This window comes from Moorena sp. SIO3I6, assembly GCF_010672095.1.
In genome coordinates this window covers 1-19,101 of record NZ_JAAHHU010000019.1, presented here as the reverse complement: position 1 = coordinate 19,101, position 19,101 = coordinate 1, and the positions used below count along the sequence as shown (strand labels likewise).

Genomic DNA, 19,101 nt, shown 5'->3' with positions numbered 1-19,101 from the left:
AAATGGGTGAGCTTCGCCACTGTCCCTATCAGTAGCAAGGTCTTGGGTAGACGCACCATGCTAGCCACAAATCTAATGATAAATCCTTACCAAGAGTGAACTTGGGTCAATCTGCCTTTTAGTTAGCCATCATAATCGCTGTCAATCTCAATATCGAGAGTTTCTTGATCTACCCTTACATACAAAATGTTTGGACGACAGCACACTTGACAATCTTCGATATAGGATTGCTGTTCACCAGCGCTTAGATCAACAAAGGTCAAATTGGTTTCACCACAATAGGCACAGGAATATTGAGCAGTCTCTTGCATTCACTCAGAATTTTCTTTGAGTGTAGCAATAATTTTATTGGGTCAGGGCTGACGGAGATCACAACTGACCTATGAAATTGGTAACTGATAAATTTACAGGCTGACGGTCTGTTGTGGAGTCGTTTTTTGTGGAGTCGTTTTTTGTTGAGATTTGACGGTTGACGGTTGACGGTTGACGGTTGATGGTCAACCATAAACAAAAATTCAATTTACAACAGCTGATGACTAAACCATCTCCATCGTTACCACCAGGATGCATTTTCCGCCCTGCCTGTGCTAAGGATACCTGGGCAATTCTGAAATTAATTCTGATTGCTAAACTAGAGCCTACCCAGTTACGTTGGACCCAGTTTCGGGTGATTGAATTTGAGGGGCGTGTGGTGGCTTGTGGACAATTGCGCAACTTTCCCGATGCCCAAGAATTGGGGAGTTTGGTTGTGGCACCTAAGTGGCGCAATCGGGGCTTGGGGAGTTATCTGATGGAAAATCTAATCAAAGAGGCAACTCAGCCTCTTTATCTCGAATGTATGGGTTGGCTGACGGCATTTTACAACCGTTTCGGTTTTGTGTCAGTATCCTGGCAAGACTTACCCAAATCCCTTAAAGTTAAGTTTGGCTTGTCCAAACTAGCAACTACAGTATTGGGTATTCCTCTATCCATCATGACCTACCAACGAAAGGATGAAGGATGAAGTATGTTCCCGTAGCGTGGCCATTCGCGTACCGTGGCCTTTTGGCCTTGGCCAAGGCCAAGGCTGAATTTTTTGGGATCCATGCTTTTTGTCTTCAGACTTTATACTTGGTATCGAGCTATTGTATGGAGCTATAAAATAAGCAGTATTGGAAGCAGCCAGCCGCCTATGGCAACCGCCGCATTTTTTCAAGGTATATTAGGAGCTTCGAGTTTGGCATTGGGAGCCTTAGTTGGGGTTTTCTGGCAGCCAAACCGCACTGTTTCTGCTGCCATCATGGCATTTGGTAGTGGGACCTTAATTTGTGCGATCGCATTTGAAATCACCATCATTCAACTCCAATTACCCAACGGGCGCGTTGCTGAATTTCGGTATTGATTGGTTTTGTATTTTGCCTTCAACCTTGGCCTTTCGGCCACGCTACGCGAACAACCTTCAACCTTCAACCTTGGCCTTTCGGCCACGCTACGCGAACAACCTTCAACCTTGGCCTTTCGGCCACGCTACGCGAACAACCTTCAACCTTGGCCTTTCGGCCACGCTACGCGAACAACCTTCAACCTTCTGGACTTGGTGATGAATCACTAGATTTGACATCCAACCAAGCTCGGATTTCTTCAACTAACCAATTCAATTCAGCTTCTGGTAATTGTTCGCCAAAGATGTAAGTTTGGGATTTTTGACCAAANTAACGGCCTTGGTGTAAGGGAACGATAAATTTGCCCAAAATCCCGAGTATTAGTCCAAAATTCTCCCCATCTCCCCATCTCCCCATCTCCCCATCTATTTTTTGCGAGAATGAAACAGCCCTGCCCTCCTGGGAGGGGTTAGGGGTGGGTTACTCTTACCTGCTCCCTGCTCCCTGCTCCCTGCTCCCTGTTCCCTATCTCGACAGTTAAACCTAATTTTGTACGACTACTTAGAGTTCACTCAATTTTCTTCAAAAAAATGAAAACAGAAACAAAATTAGACGAGATTAATCTATTAAAAAGTATATCTCTTGGCGATCGCACTGCCTTTTGGCAGTTATGGCTGGTCAATCAAGACTATCTTTACGGTCGGTGCGTAACTTGGATGGGAGGCGATCGCACCAATGCTGAAGAAGCATTAAGTCTGGCCAGAATCAAGGCGTGGGAGAAACTACCACACCACGCCGAAAAAATTACTAATCCCAAAGCATGGCTAACTCGAATGACTCATAACCTCTGCGTAGATCTGCATCGAAAACGCCAGAGAGGTGCAATCGGTATGGAGAGCATTGAAGAAATGGCAGTGGGAGAACACCAGACATTAGCTTCTAGTGAGTACTCTCCTGAGTCAGCTATTCTCCGTCGCGAGTTACGAATGTACATCCGCCGTGAAATAGAGGCTCTGTCTCCCCAACTGCGAGAGCCTTTTGTGCTGCATTTTTACCAAGATATACCCTACCCAGACATTGCCAAAAAACTTGCTCTCTCGGTGGATAACGTTTACAAACGCATTCAAAAGGGGCGAGCAATTATGGAAAAGCAGTTGAAGCGGTATCTATCAGGAATAGATGATTCTTACCCCTTGTTAAAAGAGATTGACAAGGATGAGATTTGGGATGAATTTAAAACTAAAAACTCCGTGATTAAATCTCAAAATGCGAAGACAAAAGAGTGCCATTTTGAGCAAATTAATGATAAAATAAATTATGCGATAACAGCGATATGTCTAGAAACACTAACCCCTGTTTGGTAACCTTATCTCAGTCTTCAAAGGTCGAGTTAAATGTACAACTGTTATTAGATAAAAAAACCACCCGAAAACAGCAGAAGTTGAAAACCTTAACTAACTATGTGCAGCAGTATCCCTCTGGATGGAAAAAACGGTTGGAATTGGCTGATTTACTCTATGAAAGTGGAAACTGGGAGCAGGCTGTTAAGGAGTATGACCAAGTTATTGAGCGGCAATCTCAATTAATTCAGGTAAGGTTGAAACTGGGGAAACTTTTACAGTTGATGGGAGAGGTGGCTAAGGCAATTGAGGTTTATGAGAGTGCTTTGCCATTATCCAGTAATGTTGCTACTGGGCATCATATCCGGGGTTTGATAGAGGTCTGTCGCCGTCAGCCAGAGAAAGCAGTAAAAGCCTTTGAGACAGCCGCATCTTCTGAGCCAGAAAATCCGTCTCACTGGCTGGCATTGGGGCGGGTTGAGATGGAACTGGATCATGCTCACGCTGCTTTGAAAGCTTTTGAGCAAATCTTGTTACTTCAGCCAGATGATATTGTTGCTATGATTCACAGTTATGATGCACTCCTAATACTGGGTGATTTTCAGTCAGCAGAGTTGAGGTTAAGTAGAGCAGAAGAGTTAGCCCCTGGTGATTACTCAGTTTTAAAACGACGCTTGGCCTATCGTTGCCGGATGAAATTAGTATTGGGTAAGGAAGGGAAGCAGACTAAAAAGATAGTTAATGCTGTATTGAAACTGGCTCCCCACTCCGCTGATGCTCATAAGTTGCAGGCTGACTATTATCGGTTGCGAGGAGAGTCGGCAAAAAGCGTGGCTATATTGAAGCAGTTTACTGAGGAGTACCCAAATAATCCTCATGGCTGGTGTTATTATTCCCGGTTTTTGTCTGATAGGGGTGAAAATAAAAGGGCGGTTGAAGTTATTGAGAAAGCTGATCATCTATACCCGAATAATTGGCTAGTTTATGGAGCGTTATGTAAGTTGTAGGGTGCGAAGCATGAAATGTAACGCACCGTATTGATTCAAGAGCATTATGATTGGTTTATTATTATTGAACCTGATAGTGGGGAGTATTTTATCGATGAAGATGAAAAGGTAGCACTGGCAAAATACCGTTCTCAACATCCAGGTAAAAAGTGTATTATTATGCGAATTAATGAAACGGGAACTTGTGGTATAATATGATCCAAGGTGAATTTAAAGCGGTTTGCAATTCATTTAGGTACAAAGTTCTGGTTTTTTAGGGAGCAGGGAGCAGGGAGCAGGGAGCAGGGAGCAGGGAAGAGTAACCCACCCCTAACCCCTCCCAGGAGGGGAAGTGAGGGAAGAGGGAAGAAGGAAAACAATCCTGTGTACCTGATAGTTATGCAAACCGCCGTAATAGTCGAGGAGAGTTGTTTTTTGAAATTGGCTTGATGTCTGATGATGGAGAGATTTTTGCCGTAATGGCACTGTTAGATACAGGGTTTACTGATGATTTATCATAATACCAAAAACTGCTCGGATATCTTGACTACTGTTCCCTGTTCCCTGTTCCCTGTTCCCTTGAGATATCAATCCTATGTTCACATCTCAAATACAAACGCTATATGAGGGAAAGGTGGTTATTGAGGAAGAGGAGTTTACGGTTGAAGTGTTAGGAGGAGAGGGTGCATCTCATATTTGTAAAAAAGTTGCGTAGGGTGTGTTAGGGGGGCCTCATTTTCCGCTCAAGCGCCAGGGTTTAGACAGCCCGCCCCGTAACGCACCACCTTGTCAAACAACAAAAATGAGATGCACCCGGAGGAGATCAACTGGTGAATAGTCTTTTAGGTGTTTTGTGGTTACGAACAAAGCGTTTAGTTGTGGATTTTCCCATGGGAGTGTTAACCCTAGGATAAGCGATGCTCAGCAAAGAGCTGCTATGGGAAAGTATTACTGATAGTTAAAGAGGTGCGTTACACTTGGTTAACGCACCCGACAAGATCAGGGATTAGCCCAAAGGGCAGTGCTTCGCGATTGACCGTAGGTCACGCTACGGGAACGCACTAATTTGGGATCTTTAGCAAAAGATATTGCTTCTTCAGTACCTTTTATGCTAAACCGACAGGTGAAGTACCCCAACCTGCTTGACCTTTGGTCACGCTACGCGAACGCTGAGGTTGGGGCTTCCAATTCTCAACTCAAATCAGGGACGGTCTTATTCGTCTTTGAGGTTTCCCGCTTCATCCGCCGATGCCTCAACCAGAGGAGCGACCCTAGGCCGGGGAACCCGACCTAGGAGGCGCGCGCCTGCTGGAATTGGTCTTACTCAGCGTCCACAGGCAGACATCCGCCTTCCGCAGACGTATAACTTTTACGACAGACTTACCATGGAATTACAGCTCTATGGCTAACCAGCCGGGGCAAGTCTCTTCCCTGAGCTCTGCTAGTACTTTTACACCTTGAAGGTAGCCTTTTAGTCAGTCAGGTGGGTCATCAACCAACTTTATTCTAACACGATTCCCAACAAGTCCTCGTCTCGCTATCCATCCCCACCGTGAAAGACGGTGGGGAATTCCGCGAGTTTTGTTAAAAAACTCAGAAAGCTTACGGTACAAGGGTTCTTAGGCTATTTAACTAGCAAAATTTTCTGAATACGGCCTCTTTCCCCTGCTCCGAACGCGCCCCGCGTGGCCCACGGCCTCAGTCCCTTTGCCAAAGTGTTTATTTAGCATGACCGTAGAGTCAAGATATCATCGATGGCACGATAGGTTTTTTTACTGACAATCCCATCAACAATCAAGTGGTTAGGATCAGATTCGTAGAGGGTTTCGTTGTAGTCGCTTTGGAACTTCATTACTACCTGTTCTGTTTGGGAGCCAAACTGTCCGTCAATAACCAAATAATAGCCCATGTAGCAATTTAAGAACTGCTGGAGAAAGCGGACAGCTTGACCGGCTTTTCCCTTTTTCAAAACTGGTAGGTGGGTGACGTAAGCAGCGTTAGCCTGACTAGTTACTTCAGAACCATTAGCTAGTGCCAAACCATTAGCTAGTGCAGAACCATTAGCTAGTACAGAGTTAGAATTGATAGTGTTAGTTCCCATGATTGATTTCTTTTCCTTGATGATTTGACGTTTACGATGGAATACCTTGTCAGGTTTCGACATTGGACAAAGTTTTTATTTTCTGTCTTTTGTCTCTACACCTTTAAGACGATATCAAAACCCTATTTTGGAATTTTTCGAGTTAGCACCAATTTTTGTCGATCGACTCACCCCATTAAACCTACTTGACCTCTCAAACCCCTCTTGCCATCTAACTTGTAGCCGTTTCAGTGTCAGGGACAATTGGGTGCATCTCAATGGATGAAATTAGGCAAAAATTCCCACACTTCCCGCGCCCCCGCCCCTTATTTTTTACAAATATGAGATGCACCAGGGACAATTTACCCCTGGTGCAACCGAGGCTATATCCCTGCCCTTGTATTTGTTACAGAGAGTACAAGATAAGGCTAAATTGGATTAATTACTAACAGTAACGAGCTGTATAGACCAAATAGCCGGTCGGGACTTCCTGGGATTCTGTTAGCATCAAAAAACCCCCTTAACGGGGGCTGTTCAGAGGTAAACTTGAGGGAGTTTGGTCGGTAGTTAGATATTATATATTTTGAAATTGTTTAGGTTTAGGACTTGATTTTGGTCAAGAATTTATTGTAGAATTATGACCTGCTCTTCAGATGATACCGCCTTAATTGCCAGGATGCGGCGAGGCATTTTGGGTTGAGTTGGGAGTAATTCAGTGACCAGTCACCAGTGATCAGATGATTGTAACGGGCGGTGAGCAGGGGCTGAGTTCACCGCCCTGTGCTATATCCCTACTAATTCGGGATCTTTAGCAAAACATATTACCGATGGCACGATAGGTTTCTTTCCCGACAATCCCATCTACAATCAAGTAGTCAGGATTAGATTTGCCCTGGTAGTTGTAGTCGCTTTGGAAATTCCTTACTGCCTGTTCTGTTTGGGGGCCAAACTGTCCGTCAAAAACCAAAGAATAGCCCATGTAGCAAATTAATAACTGCTGGAGAAAGCGGACAGCTTCACCGGCTTTTCCCTTTTTCAAAACTGGTAGGTGGGTGACGTAAGCAGCGTTAGCCTGACTAGTTACTTCAGAACCATTAGCTAGTGCAGAACCATTAGCTGGTGCAGAACCATTAGCTAGTGCAGAACCATTAGCTAGTGCAGATTTAGAATTGATAGTGTTAGTTAGCATGATGGATTTCTTTTCCTTAATGATTTGACGTTTACGATGGAATACCTTTTCAGGTTTCGACATTGGACAAAGTTTTTATTCTCTGTCTTTTGTCTCTACACCCTTAAGACGATCTCAAAACCCTATTTTGGAATTTTTCGAGTTAGCACCAATTTTTTGATATCGACTCACGCCATTCAAACCCATTTCAAAGCCCAAAACCCTTTTAAAACCTAACTTTTAGCCGTTTCAGTGTGTTGGGGGAAAAAGCTCGGAGCCGCTACCCGAACCCATTACTGATAGCAAAAAAGGTGCGTTACACGTTGTTAACGCACCCGACAATATCAGGCATTAGTCCAAAGAGCGCTTCGCGATTTACCGTCTACGCGAACGCACTAATTTGGGATCTTTAGCAAAACATATTACCGATGGCACGATAGGTTTCTTTCCCGACAATCCCATCTACAATCAAGTAGTCAGGATTAGATTTGTCGAAGTAGTTGTAGTTGCTTTGGAAATCCCTTACTGCCTGTTCTGTTTGGGAGCCAAACTGTCCGTCAAGAACCAAATAATAGCCCGTGTAGCAATTTAAGAACTGCTGGAGAAAGCGGACAGCTTCACCGGCTGTTCCCTTTTTCAAAACTGGTAGGTGGGTGACGTAAGCAGCGTTAGCCTGACTAGTTACTTGAGAACCATTAGCTAGTACAGAGTTAGAATTGATAGTGTTAGTTGCCATGAGGGATTTCTTTTCCTTAATGATTTGACGTTTACGATGGAATACCTTTTCAGGTTTCGACATTGGACAAAGTTTTTATTCTCTGTCTTTTGTCTCTACACCCTTAAGACGATCTCAAAACCCAATTTTGGAATTTTTCGAGTTAGCACCAATTTTTTGATCTCAACTCACCCCATTAACCCCACTTCAAAGCTCAAAACCCTTTTTTAACCTAACTTGTAGCCGTTTCAGTGTGTTTGTTGAGAAAGCGATGCTCGGTACGAGCTGCTACGCGATGCTCGGTACGAGCCGCTACGCGAACCCATTACTGATAGCAAAACAGGTGCGCTACACTTTTTAACGCACCATACAAGATAGGCGATTAGCCCAAAAAGCTAGCGCTTCGCCATTGACCATAGGTCACGCTACGCGAACACACTGCACTATCTCCCTATCTCCCTAAAAAAAAATCGGTCAAGTTTGGGTTAACCCCAATCCTTGACCGAATTCTGTACTTTAACGTTCCACAAATACAGCTGAGCTGCACTCAACTATCGATAATTTCAGATCAACTATGACATGATTCCCGAGTTAGTCAGCAACTACTGGAAAGCAATAACATTCCAACTCATTTTGCTTGATGCTGCTTCATATTCCTCCACAAAACATCCTTCGCCAGTCCTGATTTGCCAGGGGGCAACCCTGGCAAAATCCTATCTTAATCTACGTAAAAATATCGAATCAAAAAGGTCATAACCTCACCAGGTTTTCCCGTCGGCTCCGGAGTGCTCCACTCGTCTGGTTCCGCATACTTAAGGGAATAAATGGCATTAATTGTTTTGCGAACCTTTTCAGGAGAACCGATCAAAAAGAGCTTGGCTTTCTTGGGTTTAGGACTTTGGTTGTCGGAAGGAGGAAAATTGTTACTCATCTGAAATTATGGATTGATTTTGTGGACACTATTAATTTATCAATAAGTTAATCTTTTGTCAAGGGGTTTAGAAATTTTTTTTATTAAGAAATCGGGAATCGGCAAAATGAAGAATGAAGAATGAAGAATGAAGAATGGAGAATGAAGAATGAAGAATGGAGACTGAAGAATGAAGAATGGAGACTGAAGAATGGAGACTGAAGAATGGAGACTGAAGACTGAACTAATTCTAAATTAGAATTTATAAATTATAAAAGTGCGATTGACCTACGGTCACGCTACGCGATCGCAAAAATGATTTGTGGTGGGAACCCCTGTGAGATCTCCCCATCTCCCCCTCTCCCCACACTTCCCACCCTCCCCACTTTTGCCTTTTGACTTCTGACTTCTAACTTCTGACTTGCGCGTAGCGCTATAATTGATTCAGTCAGTTTCAGTAAATCCCTGTCCCACATTCATCTACCTATTGATCAGGCAGCATTCCATCGGACCATCCTGTCGGCGGAATGCTAAAAAAAGCACTACCCCCATCACTCCTCTAAACAAAATCTAATGTCTGGTAACTCACCCCCACTGATTCAAACCCTGACCCCAGACCGTTGGGCAGGGTGGAGCATGGACTTTATCGGGGCAGGCTATATCGCTTTATTTGTCAAAAATGGTCGGTGTGTGCGGGTATGGAAACCAGGGCGTCATGTCAGCTTTGCCCTACCCTGGCTAGAAAAATGTGAACTGCTCCTAGTAGACAGCAAACTCCGGCACTTGCCCATTACCTCTCAGGGAGACTTTCTATCCCGGGATCAGTATCTTGTCAATGTCTCTTTGAATGTAATGTATCAAGTCGTAGATGCCAAACGAGTTGCCCTAGAAATATCTGACCCCATTGCTGCCCTAACTAGTGCCGTTAAAGATAGTTTAGGAGTAGCAATTAGTCACCTGAGGATGGAACAGTTAACCAATCAGGGACGAGTAGAAGTCCGACAATACGTTCTCGACCATGTTGACGTTTACTATACCGTAGGCTTTTCCATCGAAGATGTGCGAGTCAGTGACATCAGCTTTCCTAACACACGGGGGATAATTCGTCAAGTCGAAGGGATGAGTGCTCGACAGGAAGCAGAACATGAAGCCGTCCTAAAAATGCAGATTGCCAATGCTGGTCGCCCAGAACTCTCCCCACCACCAATCCAGCAAGTCAATATCCTGCCTGGTGGAGAAGCTAACTCTAAACACTCCATTGTCAATCAGGAAGTACCTAGGGCTACAATTCCAGACGAATCAGCCGCCACACCCAGTCTGCCGATTCGCGATCAACCAGTACTTGCCCCAACCGTACTTTTTTCCAATCCTACCCCACCAAGCAAGGGGCGTTTAGTAAACCGTTCATCCGGTGCCATCATTGTTTTGTCTGCTAATCCTTTCACCATTGGCAGAGAACCCACGAACACCCTAGTGTTAGAAGATGCGATGTGTTCTCGCAACCATGCCCAAATTCTCCAAATTCCAGAGCCTCAGGATAAAGTGCGCTATCAAATCATTGATGTTGGTAGTTCCAATGGTACTTTTGTGGACCAACAGCGGCTTACCTCCCATCAACCCTTTTGGCTCAGTGCAGGAAATGTGATCCAGATTGGTAATCAGGAATGGACTTTCCAGTTACCTTGAGCAGTTGATCCGCATCTAATACTCTACGAGGCAGCATGACCGTAAACGTAGTGCCAACACTGACATCACTGTTTAGACTAATTGTCCCGCCATGGATATCGACACATTTTTTGACAATAGCTAACCCCAGTCCAGTACCAGAAATATTTTCTACATTCGAGCCATGACCGGAACATATTCTTCCCCAATATGGGAGCTAATCGGGATTAGTTCTATAGTTCCCACTTTTCTAGGCAAGAGCGTCAACCAACAAACTGCGTAAAAATTGGGTTCGATTACCCATTACCTATTACCAGTTGGGTTAACGGGGGTATTCAACCCTGATTAGGTATGGCTATCGATGCTTGATTAACAGCTTTTGTGATAATATACGGGTATATTGCGATTGGGGCTGTGGCTCAGCTGGATAGAGCAAGCGCCTCCTGAAAAATCGGGCACCATGGAAGAAATTCCGTGAGTGAATGTGGTCAAATTCGGTGAAACCTAAGGGGTATTTAGCTTACTCAGTACTCTAAGGCAATACCGAGCCAAGCCTGAATCTGTGTGCGAGTCATCGCCCTTGGTTAAATGCAGGAAGGTGGAGAGACTAGACGGCCACCACCTAAGGGGTATTAACCTTAAGGGGTATTAACCTAGGGTGAAGGTATAGTCCAGAGAGTGGGGAAACTCACACCAATCTGAAGCGCTAGGTCGCCGGTTCGAATCCGGCCAGTCCCGTTGATAAGCTATTAGCTATTAGGTAGGTTAACTAGTGCAATAACTACTGCAATACTTCTTCTAATTGGTGCTGCTCCCAAAGAAAGCGATAAATACCGGGTTGTTGTAGAAGTTCACCATGAGAACCAGTTTGGACAATTTCCCCTGCGTCCATGACCAAAATCCGGTCAGCCTTGGCAGCAGCTGAAAGTTGATGGGAGATAAAAATTACAGTTTTGCGCTGGACTCCTTCCGAGAGATTGTCCAGAATTTGGGTTGCTGTCTGATTATCCAAACTGGAAAGGGCATCATCAAGAATCAGCACTGGTGCATCCATCAGCAGAGCTCTAGCTAAAGCAGTACGTTGTCGCTGCCCCCCAGAGAGGGTTATTCCCCTTTCCCCAACAATTGTTTCGTACTGCTGGGGGAAATTCATAATTTCCGGGTGAATTTGGGATTGCGAAGCTGCGTATTCTACCTCTGAGTGTTCGCTGATTGGTATACCGTAGCAGATATTGTTTTTAATGCTAGTGCTGAACAAGAAGCTGTCTTGAGGAACATATGCGATCGCATTCCGCAAGTCCTGCAAGGGCAGCTTAGTAGTATCATATCCATCCAAAAACAGTTGACTAGCTTGAATATCCAGCAAACGAGGCAAGGCATTAGCCAGGGTAGATTTTCCACAACCAATGGCTCCCACAATCGCTACTGTCTCACCTGCATTAATCGTGAAGCTAACATTTTTCAGGGCAGGAGTTTTGCTGCCGGGGTAAGTGTAACTCAAGTTGACAGCCTTGAGCTTACCCCTTACTGGCGTTGGCAGGCTAACCGAATCTGGGGCATTTGTAATCCGAGGCTGAGCCAAGAGAATCGACTCAATACGATCAATACTCACTTCACCACGTTGATAAGCAGTGATGGTAAACCCTAGCAGTGCTGTGGGGAAGACTAAACGTTCAGTGTAAATAATCAGCGCCACAAAGTCACCAATACTAATAGCACCGGACTCAATGGAACCAGGACCAATGCTTAAAAGCACCAGTAAGCTGAGGTAGGTAAGAGCCTCAACTATCGGAAACAGAAAGTTTCGTGTTCTTGCCAAATTGAGATTTGCTCCCAAAAGCTGCTGATTGAGCTGATGGAACGCACGACGCTCGTTTTCTTCCTGAGCGTAGATTTTAATCATGGCGATACCACTCATATCTTCCTGAATCAGCTCACTGAGGTTAGAAAGTTTCTCCTGGACTTCTTGTTGTTGGCTGCGCAGTTTCTCACTAAATAGCTTGACAATAATCAACATCAACGGATAAACCGCCAATGCTAAGAACGTCAACCACGGATCAATGGCAATCATAACCGGCAGGGTCAAACAGTAGGCAAACACCGTATTCGCCAGACTCAAAACTGCAAACCCCAATAGACGCCGAATATTATCCACATCACTGGTGGCTCGGTTAATCAAATCACCTATCGTGTTCTGAGAAAAATAGGCTGGTTCCAATGTCAGCAAATGCTTAAAAATCCGCTGCTTCAGGTCAAATTCAACTTTGCGCCCCACTCCAAACAATAGGATGCGCGAAACCATCCGAATCCCCCACATCAATGAGGTGAGTATCAAAATAAGCAGCACAAAGCTCCCGACTTGGTCGAAGCTCAGGGTTTGACTCAACTCGTCAATAGTATCCCTGATCAGTAAGGGGATATAAACACCAAGTCCATTGACAATAAGGAGGGCAAAAATACCTAGGGCTGACTGTCGCCAGTATGGGCGCAGGTAAAGCAGCAGTTTTTTTAGACGGGAATTCAGCATGTTACAATACTATACAATTCCAGTCCTGGTTACAATATTCAACCATACCCCTCCTTTAGGCTTAACCTTTCACCAAAAATTCGGGGAGTAATTACCCTCAATGGAACCGCAGATCAGGATAAATCATCGACCCTTACTGAAGGTGAGAGCTGAGGGTGGTATCGGTTTACTTCCAATTAAACCAGAAACCCACACTATACCCGATCGGGTTAATGTGGGTAGTTAACATCAGGTGCAACATTTAACCTGTACAAACCTACTTACAAGCAGATAGGACGATGGTATAGCAAAGCGTGAAAACTAATGGTTGTTGCCGACAAAGCAATGCCAAAAGCATTGCGCTAATTTTATTGATGGAGGCTCTCGGCCTACTCTCAAACCGCACTGTAACTTCACTCAGTCCATTATTTTACGTCGCTTAACTTACGACCAGCTTATCAGCTTTTAGTTCTTCGTTGGGCGGTAGTGTTCCCTTGTTAAACAAGTTACTAACTTATTTCAGTGTAAAACAATGAATAGTGTTTGACAAGGTTTAGATAGCTATAAGGCTAATAGTTGCACCTCTATATGTCAAGAAACATCTCTTGCGGTCGGCGATTCAACTTCTGTGCCGGTAACTCGTCCTCCTCGTAGTTGGAACAAAATATTGCTAAAGAAGGTGTTAATTACCCCGGTAGTCTGCTCAAGGGCTCCGATAGAAGGAATAAAAGCTCGGATGCCAATGGCTTGATTGGGTGGAACAAGTTGAGCCAACACAGCGTCCCTAGGGAAAGGACTAGCATTAGTAGTAAGCTGAATTGATTCCCCATTGGGGACAAATGCAGTGAGGGTTTCCTCCTGCCACCCAATTGTTTTCGCCATTTGAACCGCAGGTTGGTTTTGAACGACTCCAGGCCCGAGAAGTTGAGCCAGCCGATTAGATAGAAAAGGGGTGCTGGCCACAAGCAAGACAAAAAATCCTGTCCAAATCAAGGTAGGTCCTGGGTTAGAGATATTGTCACCTTTAATTCGCATTGCTCCTAGGAACCACAGCACAAGTGCTAAGCCCAATGGTTGAAAGGGAAGTGAGAGAATTGTCCATATCGGTGAAACCAGGGCATTGTTTGGGCGGAAAAACAGCAGGACAATGATGGCAAAAACCAAAAACCCCCCAAGCCAGGTGAAATACTGTTTAGGGATGATTTCGAGCAGCAGCTTGGCGAGCAAAAATCCAAGCACTACCCATAGCAGGACTAGAAATAGTAGTTGCATAAGTGAATACCATTGTAAGTTTTTGACCGTTAGCTGTTTGTTGTGGAAGTTTGATCCGACAACTCAACGTCCTATCCGGCTAGTCGTATTCGGCTAATTGATAAACTGTGGTAATTTGATAGGCATACATCCCTCAAATTGGGGGGACATGCTCAGTTTGAGGAATCTCTCAACAGGTAAATCACCCCAGTCTGAATTGCCTTAACACCGGCATTATACTTGCCATTGGCTGAAAAGCGTCACTTTGAAATTGGTGTGAGTGCGATCAAACTAGGAAACGTTTTCTGTCAAAGGGGTTGAAATTTGGCTAGTTCAACCAATAATCATAGAATACTCTTGGCGAATTAAGAGGGGATATTTGGATCTAACCCCATTTAATAGCAGACTAGGCAAGACTTCATACTCCATGCCTGTTTGCCTCGCGCCGATGATATTGATGGCCGATATTGATGGCCGATATTGATGTTTGTTTGATTGAAAACGTTGCCGGTGGATAAACCAGCTCAAATGGGAAACACTTCATACAACACGACTCCTACCATACAAGAGTCGCTGACGGTGGAAAACCGCATCAGTCGTTTGGAATTAATTGTTGGACAAATCGGAGAGGCAGTGCTTGCCACTACCGAAACCATAGACCGTCTAGCTGACCGGGTCGATAACTTTGTCATTCAAGTACAAAACCAAGGGCAGCAAGTTCAACAACAAGGCTACCAGCTTTTTGCTCTCAGTGATGCGGTGCAAACCTTGGCAGAAACTCAAAATGAGTCTCTAAAACAGCTTGAGCAAGTCACACAAACCTTGCAAAAGCTTGCTGCAGCTATTGAAACAGGGGAACACTGACCTTCCTTGCCCTTGATTTAAGCACCAAGCTTGTCTATTGAGACTGGGTATGGGGTGTCAGCGAACGGCTGTGCGGTTACAAGAAGGCTAAAGCCCTTTTTTACCATACTTTCGCCTGTCAAAACCGCTCAAAACTTTTGGGGATTATTTACAGGTTTATTGACAATAAATTGCTCAATGTCAGCCTAGACCCACCCGCTCACCCTATCCTGACTCTGAGCGCCGTGCATTGAAGAGTGGAGTGTTGTGGAATTCAAGCTAAAGCTTTTCAGCATGGTAAAAATATGCTACCACAACGAGAGTACCCAAAACTGATTAGGAGAGCATTAATGCATTTTCCAACGCGGTACTTCCTCCTTGTTACGGTGAGTGTACTCATGAGCTTATTGACCGTTAGCTGTAGTGGCCAAAAAGTTGAATGTCAGAAGATTATTGAAGTGGCGAACCAGGCAGTTGAAGAAGCTAAAACCCTGACTAATGGTGGAGAATCAAGCGATCCCGAGGCAATGCTCCAGGCAGCTGATGCTATGGAGGGGGCATCTCAAGACATGGAATCGATAATAGTTAAGGACGAACAGCTCCAAGACTATCAAGCTGGTTTTATTAAGATGTATCGCAATACCAGCAAGGCGACTCGCGACTTTGTAGAGGCTTTTAAGAAGCAAGACCGCTCAGCTGCTGAGGAAGCCTTGAGCAATTTGCAGAAAGCCACCACCCCAGAACCAAAATTAGTGGCGGATATTAATACCTATTGCTCAGCTAACTAGGGGGTTGAAACAATTAATAAAACCCTATTATTACCTCGACGTCTGTATTGCCAGACAGGTTGTTTAGATTTCTTGTGGCGGGCTGACTGCGCTATAGAATCGCCGTCTAGAGCGCAGCTGAAAAACCCTATATTTTTATATCCTGCTTAGGCAATACCCAAAATACCGTATCTGCTAGGTCTATCGTAAATTTACCATTGAAGTCTATGGTATGTTTCGTTTGTCAAGTACTGCTATTAGTATATTTAAACAATCTGCCGTTGATATCTCATGAAATATGCCTTGGTTCATGAGTGGTTGACTCCCAAAGCAACTGGTGGCTCGGAACTGGTAGTTCAAGAAATACTCAAACACATTGATGCCGACCTGTACGCCCTGATTGATTTTGAATCAACCAATCCCCAGAGTTATCTATATCAGCGTTCTATTGGCACAACCTTCCTACAGAACTTACCCTTCGCTCGTAACGGGGTTCAGAAATATCTGCCGCTGCTACCCTTAGCGATTGAACAGCTGGAACTAGGGGAGTATGATGTTATTCTCTCCTCTTCCCATGCTGTTGCCAAGGGTGTCCTTACTAGTCCCCAACAACTGCATATCTGCTACTGCCATACGCCCATGCGTTATGCCTGGGACTTGACGTTTGATTATTTGCGCAGTAGTGCTATGGGACAGGGTTTTCCAGGGTTGATCACTCGCTATCTGCTTCATCGGTTACGTCAGTGGGACGTGATTACAGCAAATCGGGTGGATTACTTTATTGCCAACTCTCATCACACAGCACGGCGGATCTGGCGCTGCTATCGGCGTAGGGCTGAAGTGATTTACCCACCGGTTAATATTGAACGTTTTCCTTTCCAGGAAGAAAAAGAAGATTTTTATCTGACCGTTTCCCGGATAGTAAGTTACAAACAAGTATCTTTAATTGTTCAAGCTTTTAATCAACTGGGATACCCTCTAGTGGTGATTGGTGATGGCTCAGATTTAGCAGGGATTCGCAACTTGGCTCACAAGAATGTAAAATTTTTGGGATTTCAACCCAATCAGGTGGTTGAGCAGTATATGGCTAAAGCTAAAGGGTTTGTCTATGCTGCCTGTGAGGATTTCGGCATTGCCCTGGTGGAAGCCCAAGCTTGTGGTACGCCGGTGATTGCCTATGGTGCTGGTGGGGCACTAGAAACAGTTCTAGATATTCGGCAACATTTAGACAGTGGTACAGGTCTATTGTTTCCAGACCAAAGCTCAGAGGCTTTGATTGAAGCCATGGAAACCTTTGAGACCTTGGCAGGAAAGTTTAATCGGGAAGCGAGCCGGTTAAACGCTGCCAAATTTGCCCCCAACATTTTTGCTGATCGCTACCTGACATTTCTGGAAAAGTGTTATCAAGACTACCAGTTTTAATTTCTCTGGTAAAAAATTAAATATCCGAGCTGGCTATGGGCTATAGCGAGTGTCTCGTAGCTTTATGATTATGACGTGTGGTGTGAATTGAAGGAGTGAGATGACTGCCGAAAGCCAACTTAACTCCGTCAAGATATTGCGAGCATTCGTGAAGCGAGGTTTTCAGCCCCTCGCTTCACGTCGTATACACAAGAATCTGACTCGCTATCGCTTAGACGGAAATTTTGCCAAGCGACTGTTTGATGTTACCTTTTCCCTATCAGTTCTGATTTCGTTTTTTCCCGTTTACCTGCTACTGGCATTGCTAATTATGATCAGCTCACCTGGACCAATTTTTTATGTTCAGGAGCGGGTGGGTAAAGACTACAAACCTTTTGCTTGCCTGAAATTCAGAACTATGGTGGAAAATGCAGACGAAATGTTGCTAGAGATGATCGAAAAATCCCCTCAGATACGAGAGGAATTTCAGGATAATTACAAGCTCAAGGATGATCCTCGAATTACTGGAATTGGAAAATTTCTACGGCTGACTAGCTTAGATGAGTTTCCTCAGTTCTGGAATGTACTCAACGGACAGATGAGTGTGGTTGGTCCAAGACCGTTAGTGCCAGAGGAATTGCCCAAATACGGGCGTCACATGGATAAAGTCTTGAGAATTCGACCCGGAATTACTGGCTTATGGCAGGTTTCTGGACGCAATGACATACCTTACCACCGCCGTGTGCAAATTGATGTTTACTATGTCAGTTTCCGGAATTTTTGGCTGGATTTATGGATCATATTGAAAACCATTGGTGTTATTATTTTTCCCAAAAATAACGGTGCTTACTAGAGGTAACTGGTACCTGCTAGAGGAGAGATTAGGTAATGGGTAATGGGTAATGGGTAATAAGCCCAGTTGCCAATTACCCATTACTGATACCAAGTTGCTCTCAAACCTATTATTTAACCTATTATTTATTGCTTAAGGGCTCAATTGAACGGAATGGGGAGATGGGAGTAAACAAGCTCCTATCTACTACCTATAAATGCAACTCGGTATGATTACCCACTATCAGCATAGTTTGTTGATATGATCGCCCTATCAAAGCGGAGGGAAGATCAGATGAACAAAGCAGAACTACGCCGATCCCTGCTTCAAAAGCGCCAGTCTATGTCTGTAGAAGAATGGCGGCAAAAAAGCGATCGCATTTGTACCCATCTGCAATCTGGCGTCCTAGTGACCCAGCCACAAACAGTCTTAGCCTATTTCAGTTTTCGAAAAGAACCAGATCTAAGTCCCCTATTTACAGACACTAAGCACTGTTGGGGACTACCGAGATGTGTGGGAAAATCTCTCTTATGGCATACCTGGAAGGCGGGCGAACCCTTGCAAAAAGGAAATTACGGTATTTTAGAACCATTACCTAATTCTACCAGCCTAGAGCCAAAGGATGTGAATTTAATCCTTGTCCCCGCTGTGGCTTGTGACCAGCGGGGGTATCGTTTGGGCTACGGTGGTGGTTTCTATGACCGATTGCTTAATTCACCAGAGTGGGATTCTATTCCTAGGATCGGCATTGTATTTGAATTTGCCTATATACCTCAACTACCCATTGATCAGTGGGATAAAGACTTGCACAGTGTTTGTACAGAAACAGGATTCAAGAAGGTGGAACAGATCTGAAATTCTGTGTTTTATACTGTTTAATACTCTTTGTCTACAAAAACTGGAGACTTCGTACTTCATTTAGGAGACGACTGACAATTAAGTGCTCCCTTTGGATAAGCAATACGTTGGTGATTATATTGTTGCCAAACTCTGATGAAGACTTGGGCAATTTTTGATAAATCCTGTCGGGTTAGCCCAGAATCCACTAATTGGTTGTCCTGCCAGCGAGCTTTGAGAATTTTATTGACCACCGTAAGAGCCGTTTCCGGAGTAACCTCTTTGAGTGAGCGTAGAGCCGCTTCACAGGCGTCAGCTAACATAACTACACCAGTTTCCTGGGACTGGGGAATTGGACCGTCATAACGAAAATATGACTCGTCCACAGACCCAGTACCTTCGAGTTGGGCTTTTTGCTGAGCCTGGAAATAAAAATAGG

General features: G+C 44.5%; 22 protein-coding genes and 2 pseudogenes. 13 read left to right on the top strand and 11 right to left on the bottom strand.

Annotated features, from left to right (window positions below; translation table 11 throughout):
- Window positions 1–122 precede the first annotated feature (122 nt).
- Window positions 123–311: a CPXCG motif-containing cysteine-rich protein gene (locus tag F6K49_RS08490; RefSeq protein ID WP_071103615.1), complete on the bottom strand. Its 189-nt coding sequence runs from the start codon at window positions 309–311 to the stop codon at window positions 123–125.
- 221 nt (window positions 312–532) lie between these two features.
- On the opposite strand from F6K49_RS08490, the gene F6K49_RS08485 reads away from it, so the two are divergent.
- From F6K49_RS08485 to F6K49_RS08460, 6 genes are all read left to right on the top strand, one after another.
- Window positions 533–1,003: a GNAT family N-acetyltransferase gene (locus tag F6K49_RS08485; RefSeq protein ID WP_293017528.1), complete on the top strand. Its 471-nt coding sequence runs from the start codon at window positions 533–535 to the stop codon at window positions 1,001–1,003.
- Between the two features lie 168 nt (window positions 1,004–1,171).
- Window positions 1,172–1,381, top strand: a complete 210-nt coding sequence (locus F6K49_RS08480; RefSeq protein ID WP_293017529.1) for a hypothetical protein — start codon at window positions 1,172–1,174, stop codon at window positions 1,379–1,381.
- Window positions 1,382–1,394: 13 nt separating this feature from the next.
- On the top strand, window positions 1,395–1,580 hold the full coding sequence (locus tag F6K49_RS08475) for a hypothetical protein (protein WP_293095788.1): 186 nt from the start codon (window positions 1,395–1,397) through the stop codon (window positions 1,578–1,580).
- A 371-nt stretch (window positions 1,581–1,951) separates the two neighbouring features.
- On the top strand, window positions 1,952–2,725 hold the full coding sequence (locus F6K49_RS08470; RefSeq protein ID WP_293095784.1) for an RNA polymerase sigma factor: 774 nt from the start codon (window positions 1,952–1,954) through the stop codon (window positions 2,723–2,725).
- A complete protein-coding gene (locus tag F6K49_RS08465) occupies window positions 2,695–3,708 on the top strand; it encodes a tetratricopeptide repeat protein (protein WP_293041776.1) in 1,014 nt (337 codons plus the stop codon). Before F6K49_RS08470 ends, F6K49_RS08465 begins: the two co-directional genes overlap by 31 nt.
- 30 nt (window positions 3,709–3,738) lie before the next feature.
- The gene (locus F6K49_RS08460; RefSeq protein ID WP_293041779.1) at window positions 3,739–3,906 is read left to right on the top strand and encodes a hypothetical protein; all 168 of its coding nucleotides are present in this window, start codon (window positions 3,739–3,741) and stop codon (window positions 3,904–3,906) included.
- A gap of 29 nt (window positions 3,907–3,935) precedes the next feature.
- On the opposite strand, the gene F6K49_RS08455 is transcribed toward F6K49_RS08460, so the two are convergent.
- The gene (locus tag F6K49_RS08455; RefSeq protein ID WP_293095782.1) at window positions 3,936–4,067 is read right to left on the bottom strand and encodes a hypothetical protein; all 132 of its coding nucleotides are present in this window, start codon (window positions 4,065–4,067) and stop codon (window positions 3,936–3,938) included.
- A gap of 686 nt (window positions 4,068–4,753) precedes the next feature.
- Between F6K49_RS08455 and F6K49_RS08450 the strand changes: the two genes are divergently transcribed.
- Window positions 4,754–4,981 (top strand): hypothetical protein, encoded by a 228-nt coding sequence (locus F6K49_RS08450; protein WP_293095779.1) that lies wholly within the window; start codon window positions 4,754–4,756, stop codon window positions 4,979–4,981.
- 429 nt (window positions 4,982–5,410) lie between these two features.
- Here F6K49_RS08450 and F6K49_RS08445 read toward each other — a convergent pair whose 3' ends face one another.
- The 5 genes from F6K49_RS08445 to F6K49_RS08425 all read right to left on the bottom strand — a co-directional run bounded on the left by F6K49_RS08445 (window position 5,411) and on the right by F6K49_RS08425 (window position 9,036).
- On the bottom strand, window positions 5,411–5,851 hold the full coding sequence (locus F6K49_RS08445) for a peptidoglycan-binding domain-containing protein (RefSeq protein WP_229415271.1): 441 nt from the start codon (window positions 5,849–5,851) through the stop codon (window positions 5,411–5,413).
- A 724-nt stretch (window positions 5,852–6,575) separates the two neighbouring features.
- Window positions 6,576–7,019, bottom strand: coding sequence for a peptidoglycan-binding domain-containing protein (locus F6K49_RS08440; RefSeq protein ID WP_229415272.1), 444 nt, complete (start codon window positions 7,017–7,019; stop codon window positions 6,576–6,578).
- A gap of 325 nt (window positions 7,020–7,344) precedes the next feature.
- Entirely contained in the window at window positions 7,345–7,734 is a 390-nt protein-coding gene (locus F6K49_RS08435; RefSeq protein WP_293025359.1) for a peptidoglycan-binding domain-containing protein, read from the bottom strand.
- Between the two features lie 634 nt (window positions 7,735–8,368).
- On the bottom strand, window positions 8,369–8,581 hold the full coding sequence (locus F6K49_RS08430; protein ID WP_293025358.1) for a hypothetical protein: 213 nt from the start codon (window positions 8,579–8,581) through the stop codon (window positions 8,369–8,371).
- 278 nt (window positions 8,582–8,859) lie between these two features.
- Window positions 8,860–9,036 (bottom strand): hypothetical protein, encoded by a 177-nt coding sequence (locus tag F6K49_RS08425; RefSeq protein WP_293046679.1) that lies wholly within the window; start codon window positions 9,034–9,036, stop codon window positions 8,860–8,862.
- Between the two features lie 97 nt (window positions 9,037–9,133).
- Here F6K49_RS08425 and F6K49_RS08420 point away from each other — a divergent pair, with 97 nt between their 5' ends.
- The gene (locus tag F6K49_RS08420; protein ID WP_293025357.1) at window positions 9,134–10,246 is read left to right on the top strand and encodes an FHA domain-containing protein; all 1,113 of its coding nucleotides are present in this window, start codon (window positions 9,134–9,136) and stop codon (window positions 10,244–10,246) included.
- Here the strand turns inward: F6K49_RS08420 and F6K49_RS08415 are convergent.
- The 3 genes and pseudogenes from F6K49_RS08415 to F6K49_RS08405 form a co-directional block, all read right to left on the bottom strand.
- Window positions 10,188–10,409 (bottom strand): annotated as a pseudogene (locus tag F6K49_RS08415) (ATP-binding protein); the annotation flags it as partial. The gene F6K49_RS08420 and the pseudogene F6K49_RS08415 overlap by 59 nt on opposite strands.
- Before the next feature lie 597 nt (window positions 10,410–11,006).
- Entirely contained in the window at window positions 11,007–12,752 is a 1,746-nt protein-coding gene (locus tag F6K49_RS08410; RefSeq protein WP_293025356.1) for an ABC transporter ATP-binding protein, read from the bottom strand.
- 570 nt (window positions 12,753–13,322) lie between these two features.
- Complete coding sequence (locus tag F6K49_RS08405) at window positions 13,323–14,003, bottom strand: hypothetical protein (RefSeq protein WP_293025355.1); 681 nt, start codon at window positions 14,001–14,003, stop codon at window positions 13,323–13,325.
- A 507-nt stretch (window positions 14,004–14,510) separates the two neighbouring features.
- Between F6K49_RS08405 and F6K49_RS08400 the strand changes: the two genes are divergently transcribed.
- The 5 genes from F6K49_RS08400 (at window position 14,511) to F6K49_RS08380 (ending at window position 18,680) form a co-directional block, all read left to right on the top strand.
- Complete coding sequence (locus F6K49_RS08400) at window positions 14,511–14,846, top strand: hypothetical protein (RefSeq protein ID WP_293095775.1); 336 nt, start codon at window positions 14,511–14,513, stop codon at window positions 14,844–14,846.
- Window positions 14,847–15,223: 377 nt separating this feature from the next.
- Entirely contained in the window at window positions 15,224–15,613 is a 390-nt protein-coding gene (locus F6K49_RS08395) for a hypothetical protein (protein WP_293070579.1), read from the top strand.
- Window positions 15,614–15,883: 270 nt separating this feature from the next.
- The gene (locus tag F6K49_RS08390) at window positions 15,884–17,014 is read left to right on the top strand and encodes a glycosyltransferase (protein WP_293025352.1); all 1,131 of its coding nucleotides are present in this window, start codon (window positions 15,884–15,886) and stop codon (window positions 17,012–17,014) included.
- 100 nt (window positions 17,015–17,114) lie between these two features.
- Entirely contained in the window at window positions 17,115–17,846 is a 732-nt protein-coding gene (locus F6K49_RS08385) for a sugar transferase (RefSeq protein ID WP_293025351.1), read from the top strand.
- Window positions 17,847–18,119: 273 nt separating this feature from the next.
- A complete protein-coding gene (locus F6K49_RS08380; RefSeq protein ID WP_293025350.1) occupies window positions 18,120–18,680 on the top strand; it encodes a 5-formyltetrahydrofolate cyclo-ligase in 561 nt (186 codons plus the stop codon).
- Between the two features lie 59 nt (window positions 18,681–18,739).
- Here the strand turns inward: F6K49_RS08380 and F6K49_RS08375 are convergent.
- Window positions 18,740–19,101 (bottom strand): annotated as a pseudogene (locus tag F6K49_RS08375) (hypothetical protein); the annotation flags it as partial.